The 7,503-nt window shown below is 54.0% G+C and carries 5 protein-coding genes; 3 read left to right on the top strand and 2 right to left on the bottom strand.

Annotated elements, in window-relative coordinates:
* Positions 1-611 (top strand): homoserine O-succinyltransferase (locus RTK32_RS16150; RefSeq protein ID WP_312045741.1); only part of this gene is annotated, 611 nt, incomplete at its 5' end.
* Positions 612-916: 305 nt separating this feature from the next.
* On the opposite strand, the gene RTK32_RS16145 is transcribed toward RTK32_RS16150, so the two are convergent.
* Positions 917-1,126, bottom strand: coding sequence for a hypothetical protein (locus RTK32_RS16145; RefSeq protein ID WP_312045739.1), 210 nt, complete (start codon positions 1,124-1,126; stop codon positions 917-919).
* 165 nt (positions 1,127-1,291) lie between these two features.
* Here RTK32_RS16145 and metH point away from each other — a divergent pair, with 165 nt between their 5' ends.
* Positions 1,292-4,972 (top strand): methionine synthase, encoded by a 3,681-nt coding sequence (gene metH / locus RTK32_RS16140; RefSeq protein WP_312045743.1) that lies wholly within the window; start codon positions 1,292-1,294, stop codon positions 4,970-4,972.
* A 196-nt stretch (positions 4,973-5,168) separates the two neighbouring features.
* Positions 5,169-6,794 carry a Na/Pi cotransporter family protein gene (locus RTK32_RS16135; RefSeq protein ID WP_312045738.1) on the top strand — a complete coding sequence of 542 codons (1,626 nt, stop codon included), beginning with the start codon at positions 5,169-5,171 and terminating at the stop codon, positions 6,792-6,794.
* 31 nt (positions 6,795-6,825) lie between these two features.
* Here RTK32_RS16135 and RTK32_RS16130 read toward each other — a convergent pair.
* On the bottom strand, positions 6,826-7,503 hold a 678-nt coding region (locus RTK32_RS16130), incomplete at its 5' end, for a bile acid:sodium symporter family protein (RefSeq protein ID WP_312045736.1).

The raw sequence follows: 7,503 nt of genomic DNA, 5'->3' as shown, positions 1-7,503 counted from the left end.
GGGCGCCACTGGGGCTGGTCGACTTTAATGATGTGGCGTACTGGCCGCAGATCCAACGCGTACTCCACTGGGCTAAAGAGCATGTGACCTCCACGCTTTTTGTTTGCTGGGCAGTGCAGGCCGCGTTAAATATCCTGTATGGCATTCCTAAACAGACGCGTGATAAAAAGCTGTCGGGCGTTTATGAACATCGCATTTTGCATCCGCACGCACTGCTGACGCGTGGGTTTGACGATACCTTTTTAGCGCCACACTCGCGCTATGCCGATTTCCCGACGCATCTGTTACGTGATTATACGGATCTGGAGATTTTTGCCGAATCGGAAGAGACCGGTGCCTATTTGTTCGCCAGCAAAGATAAACGTCTGGCTTTTGTCACCGGCCATCCGGAATACGATGCGCTTACGTTGTCCGGCGAATATCACCGTGACTATGAAGCTGGGCTGCATCCGGAGGTTCCCTGCAATTACTTTCCGCAGAATAACCCGGAACTTCCGCCTCGTGCCAGCTGGCGTAGCCACGGTAATCTGCTGTTTTCCAATTGGCTGAACTACTACGTTTACCAGATTACACCGTTCGATCTGCGCCACATGAATCCCACGTTGGAATAATGTAAAGGGGGCCAGCTGCTATGCTGGCCTTTTAATTAGTGTAGAGAGGAAAAAATTAATTACTGGTTAGCTAAAATTGCGGTCTGCGCGACTTGTTATTAAGCTGATTAATGTTTTTCTGGTGTGCTAAACAGCGAGTAGAGTGCTCACGTTCACTCGCTACCTTTTTGATTTTCTCTTCCGATAAGCTATTCACTTCCCACTTCCCACTTCCCACTTCCCACTTCCCACTTCTTATATAATAAATTATTTTCCGTGCATGCTATCAATCAATTAGTTCATTAAATCAGTAGCTTAATTATTTTTTAAGGTGAATTTACTGCGGTATTGAGCCGTGATAAATGAAAATCAGCTAAAGAAAATAGCAACATAGCTAGCAACCCTGTTGCTAAATAACATCCTTCTCCTTCTCCTTCTCCTTCTCCTTCTCCTTCTCCTTCTCCTTCTCTTTCTCCTTTCAACCTCTTTTTCCCGTTCTTTTCAGGCTCTTCACGGGACGCCTCTGAAGAGTTCATATAATTCTGTATGAATATCTTAGAGTGATATTTGTCACGTCATTTTATAAGAGTCATACAACCGTTATGAAACTCAACATATCCCGCTCGGCTCGCTTCTACGTGATGAAAACTTATGCCAGTATACTGATTGACATAGTGCCGCAGGGTGACAAAGAGGCCAGAGTGAGCAACAGAACAGAAGCGCTGCAACAGCAGCTGGCAAAACGCATCATGTTGCTTGATGGCGGCATGGGGACCATGATCCAAAGCTATCGCCTGAGCGAAGAGGATTTTCGCGGTGAGCGATTTGCTGACTGGCAGAGCGACCTGAAAGGCAATAACGATCTGCTGGTGCTGACGCGTCCCGACGTGATAAGCGAGATCCACCATGCCTATCTGCAGGCGGGCGCAGACATTCTGGAAACCAACACTTTCAATGCTACCTCTGTGGCAATGGCGGATTACCGGATGGAATCGCTGTCGGCGGAAATCAATTACGTCGCCGCGAAGCTGGCCCGTGAATGTGCCGATGCCTGGACCACCCGCACGCCAGCAAAGCCGCGCTATGTTGCAGGCGTTTTGGGGCCGACTAATCGCACCTGTTCTATTTCACCGGACGTTAACGATCCTGCCTTTCGCAACATCACTTTCAATCAGCTGGTCGAAGCCTACCGTGAATCAACGAAGGCGCTGATAGCGGGCGGTGTCGATATCATTATGATCGAAACCGTTTTTGATACGTTGAACGCCAAAGCAGCCATTTTCGCGGTACAAAGCGAATTTGACGAGCAGGGCATTACGCTGCCGCTGATGATTTCGGGCACTATTACCGATGCATCCGGTCGTACCCTTTCCGGGCAGACTACGGAAGCTTTTTATCATTCGCTACGTCATGGACAACCGCTCTCTTTCGGGCTGAACTGCGCACTGGGGCCGGACGAGCTGCGCCAGTATGTGGCAGAGCTGTCGCGCATTGCAGAAAGCTACGTGTCCGCGCATCCCAATGCTGGCCTGCCGAACGCCTTTGGTGAATACGATCTGGACGCTGACATCATGGCGCAGCAAATAGGGGAATGGGCACGGTCGGGTTTTTTAAATATTGTTGGCGGCTGCTGCGGTACTACTCCGGCACATATTGCCGCGATGGCCGCTGCGGTGGAAGGCGTAACGCCTCGCCAGTTGCCGGATCTGCCCGTGGCCTGTCGTCTTTCCGGCCTTGAACCGTTAAACATCAGCGCCGACACGCTGTTCGTTAACGTGGGTGAGCGTACCAATGTGACCGGCTCGGCAAAATTTAAGCGTCTGATCAAAGAGGAGAAGTACAACGAGGCGCTGGAAGTCGCATTGCAGCAGGTAGAAAGCGGCGCGCAGATCATTGATATCAATATGGACGAGGGCATGCTGGATGCAGAGGCGGCGATGGTGCGTGTCCTTAACTTGATTGCTGGCGAACCGGACATCGCGCGCGTGCCGGTAATGATTGATTCCTCTAAATGGGAGGTTATTGAGAAAGGCCTGCAATGTATTCAGGGCAAGGGCATCGTTAACTCTGTTTCGATGAAGGAAGGCGTGGAAGCCTTTATCCACCATGCTCGTCTTGTGCGACGTTATGGCGCAGCGATGGTAGTGATGGCATTTGATGAAGTTGGCCAGGCGGATACGCGCGAACGTAAAATCGACATCTGCCGCCGTGCCTACCGCATCCTGACGCAAGATGTTGGCTTCCCGCCGGAAGATATCATTTTCGACCCTAATATTTTCGCGGTTGCTACCGGCATTGAAGAGCACAACAACTACGCGATGGATTTCATCGGTGCCTGTGAAGATATTAAACGAGAATTGCCGTATGCAATGATCTCAGGCGGCGTTTCCAACGTCTCCTTCTCTTTCCGGGGTAACGATCCGGTACGCGAAGCTATTCACGCGGTTTTCCTCTATTACGCTATTCGCAACGGTATGGATATGGGGATAGTCAACGCCGGACAGCTGGCTATCTATGACGATTTGGCACCCGCGTTACGTGATGCAGTAGAGGATGTGGTGCTTAACCGGCGTGAAGACAGTACCGAGCGGCTACTGGCTCTTGCGGAAGAATATCGGGGCAGTAAAGCAGGCGACGAAAACAAACCGCAGGCGGAATGGCGCCGCTGGGAAGTCGGGAAACGGCTGGAATATTCATTGGTTAAAGGGATTACCGAGTTTATCGAAGAGGATACCGAGGCCGCTCGCCAGCAGGCAAGTCGCCCGATTGAGGTGATCGAAGGGCCGCTAATGGCAGGTATGAACGTGGTTGGCGATCTGTTTGGCGAAGGCAAAATGTTCCTGCCGCAGGTGGTGAAATCGGCAAGAGTAATGAAGCAGGCTGTCGCTTATCTCGAGCCTTACATTGAAGCGAGTAAAGAGAAGGGCAGCACTAACGGCAAAATCGTACTGGCTACGGTAAAAGGTGATGTTCATGACATTGGTAAGAACATCGTCGGCGTGGTTCTGCAATGCAACAACTACGAGATTATCGATCTGGGCGTGATGGTGCCCGGTGATAAAATCCTTAAAACGGCCAGAGAACAGCATGCCGATATTATTGGTTTATCGGGGCTGATTACGCCGTCGCTGGATGAAATGGTCAACGTGGCGAAAGAGATGGAGCGACAGGGCTTTACGCTGCCGCTGCTTATCGGCGGCGCGACCACCTCCAAAGCGCACACGGCGGTAAAAATCGAGCAAAACTACAGCGGCCCCACGGTTTACGTACAAAATGCTTCGCGCACGGTCGGCGTGGTTTCAGCACTGCTTTCCGCCACGCAGCGTGGGGACTTCGTCGTCCGCACGCGTAAAGAATATGAAACGGTGCGTATCCAGCATGGACGTAAAAAACCGCGTACGCCGCCGGTTTCGCTGGCGGCGGCAAGGGCTAACGCAGGGAGACTGGATTGGGAAAACTATACGCCACCGGTCCCCCATCAGCTGGGCGTGAGCGAAGTAAGCGCGACCATTGAAACGCTGCGGCACTATATCGACTGGACGCCATTTTTTATGACCTGGTCGCTGGCGGGTAAATACCCACGTATCCTGGAAGATGAGGTGGTTGGCGACGAAGCGAAACGGCTCTTCGCCGAGGCAAATGCGATGCTGGATGAGCTGAGCGCGAAGCAGGCGCTTACACCTCGAGGGGTGGTAGGGATTTTCCCGGCTAATCGCGTCGGCGACGATATCCATATTTACCGCGACGAGGCGCGCCGTCATGTACTGCAAGTCAGCCATCACTTACGTCAGCAGACTGAAAAAACGGACTTCGCCAATTACTGCCTGGCCGATTTTGTGGCACCGGTCTCCAGCCACAAAGCGGACTATCTGGGCGCGTTTGCCGTTACGGGCGGCCTGGAGGAGGATTCGCTGGCGCAAGCGTATGACGCAGCCCATGACGACTACAACAAAATTATGGTGAAAGCACTGGCAGATCGTCTGGCAGAAGCGTTCGCGGAATACCTGCATGAGCGAGTCCGTAAGGTGATTTGGGGGTTCGCACCTACGGAGAACCTGAGCAACGAAGAGCTGATCCGCGAGAACTACCAGGGTATCCGTCCGGCTCCGGGTTATGCGGCCTGTCCGGAACATACCGAGAAAGCGACTATCTGGCAGCTGCTGGATGTAGAGGCCCACACCGGCATGAAGCTGACGGAGTCTTTCGCCATGTGGCCCGGCGCGTCGGTTTCCGGCTGGTACTTCAGCCATCCGCAAAGTAAATATTTTGCCGTGGCCCAGCTGCAGCGAGATCAGATCGAAGACTATGCACGGCGTAAAGGCATGACGGTCAGCGAAGTTGAGCGCTGGCTGGCCCCAAATTTGGGCTATGACGCTGACTGATTATCACCAGGGCCGCTGTGCCCTGTTTTATGCCCGCCTTTTTCATCCCCTGCCAGGCTGATGCCCCTTTTCCGATGCCGGGCCGATAATATGACGCTGATTAAAAAGATTTTTCGCCAGAGCGACTAAACTTAGGGCAACAGTCTGTCATCAGGACTAAAGCTATTATGTATGAATATTTAAGAGGCTGATATCCGTGCTGACCCTACTTAATTTACTTTCTGCCGTGGCGCTGCTGGTCTGGGGAACGCATATTGTTCGTACCGGCATTATGCGAGTTTACGGCGCCGATCTTCGTCGTGTGCTCAGCCGTAGCGTGGCAAAAAAACCGATGGCTTTCGTAGCAGGTATCGGTGTAACCGCGCTGGTGCAGAGCAGCAATGCCACCACCATGTTGGTAACGTCGTTTGTGGCGCAGGAGCTGGTGGGATTGACGCCCGCGCTGGTGATCATTTTGGGCGCGGACGTGGGCACCGCGTTAATGGCACGTATTCTTACCTTTGACCTTTCCTGGCTGTCGCCGCTGTTTATTTTCTTTGGCGTTGTCTTTTTTCTGGGCCGCAAGCAAACGCGCGCTGGTCAGCTTGGCCGCACCAGTATTGGGCTGGGGTTGATCCTGCTGGCGTTACAGCTGATTGTCGCAGCGGCGAGGCCGATTACTCAGGCGGCAGGCGTGCAGGTTATCTTCTCCTCGCTGACTGGCGACGTGATGCTGGATGCGCTGATTGGCGCCGTGTTTGCCATTATCAGTTACTCCAGTCTGGCGGCGGTGCTCATTACCGCCACGCTGACCGCGACCGGCGTTATCTCCTTCAAAGTGGCGCTGTGTCTGGTTATCGGTGCGAACTTAGGCAGCGGCCTGTTGGCCATGCTGAACAACAGCGGCTCGAACGCCGCCGGCAAGCAGGTGGCGCTGGGTAGCCTGTTGTTTAAATTTATCGGCTCGCTCATGGTGTTACCCTTTATCGATCTGTTGGCGGTCTGGCTACAAAAACTGCCGGTCAATGACGAAGAGCTGGTGATCTTTTTCCACGTGTTCTACAACCTGATCCGCTGCCTGGTGATGGTGCCTTTTACCGATCTGATGGCCGATCTATGCCAGCGTATTATTCGTGAGGAGCCGGAAACGGATCTGCGGCTGAAGCCGAAACATCTGGACAGCAGCGCGCTGGATACGCCCGCACTGGCGTTGGCCAATGCTTCACGAGAAACGCTGCGCATAGGCGACGTGCTGGAACAGATGCTGACCAGCTTCAGTAAAGTGATGCACGGCGAGCTGCGTGAAGAGCGGGAAATCCGGCGGCTGGATGACGATGTTGACGTGCTTTACACCGCCATCAAGCTCTACCTGGCGCAGATGCCCAAAGAAGATCTGCCGGAAGAGGATTCACGTCGCTGGGCGGAAACCATCGAAATGGCGCTGAACCTGGAAATGGCGGGCGATATTCTGGAGCGTATGGGCGGCGAGGTGGTGGACAAATCGCTGAACGCGCACCGGGCTTTTTCGGTGGAAGGCGTGGGCGAACTGGATTCGCTGCTGGAGCAGCTCAACGCTAACCTGCGCCTTAGCCTGTCAGTATTTTTATCGCGTGACATCACCAGCGCCAAGCGGCTGCGGCGCGCCAAGCACCGTTTCCGCATTACGACTCGCCGCTATTCGCATAAGCATGTCGATCGGCTGCACCAGCATAACGTACAGAGTATAGAAACCAGTTCGCTGCATCTGGGTCTGTTGGGCGATATGAAAAGGCTGAACTCGCTATTTTGTGCGGTAGCCTATAGCGTACTGGAGCAGCCTGACGACACAAGGGATGAGGAATAGTGCCCCCCGCCAGCGCGCGGGGGGATGAAGACTATTTTTTGATAGGTTTGCTGGACCAGTAGCCTGCCAGCAGCGACCCGGAGAGGTTGTGCCAGACGGAAAACAGTGCACCCGGCAGGGCGGCCAGCGGGGAGAAGTACAGCTTGCCCAGCGTCGCCGCCAGCCCGGAGTTCTGCATGCCGACCTCCAGTGCCAGCGTGCGGCAGGTAGACTCATCGAAGCCAAACAGCTTGCCACCCCAGTAACCGCCCAGCAGGCCGATGGCGTTATGCAGGATCACCGCGGCAATCACCATCAATCCTACCGAACCGATAAAGCCCTGGCTGCCCGCCACCACGGCGCTGATAATCAGCAGAATGCAGACCATCGAAAAGGCGGGCAGATAAGGTTCCACACGCCGAACCACGCCGTGCATAGTGTGGTGAACAATCAGGCCAATGCCGATCGGCACTACGACGATTTTGACGATGCTCAGCAGCATGCCAACGACATCTACCTGAATATGCGTATCCACATAAAGCTTAGTAAGCAGCGGCGTGGCGAACACGCCTACCAGCGCGGACACGGACGAGATCGTCACCGACAGCGCTACGTCGCCTTTAGCCAGATAGATCATCACGTTAGAAGCTGTCCCGCTGGCCACGCTGCCGACGAGGATCATACCCGCCGCCAGATCAGGCGGCATCTTAAAGAGCTTTGCCAGCGCCCA

Origin of the sequence: Erwinia sp., from assembly GCF_031978025.1 — a bacterium.
Lineage (GTDB): Bacteria > Pseudomonadota > Gammaproteobacteria > Enterobacterales > Enterobacteriaceae > Erwinia.
The sequence above is the reverse complement of the archived record's forward strand: the minus strand, read 5'-3'. Positions and strand labels throughout refer to the sequence as shown.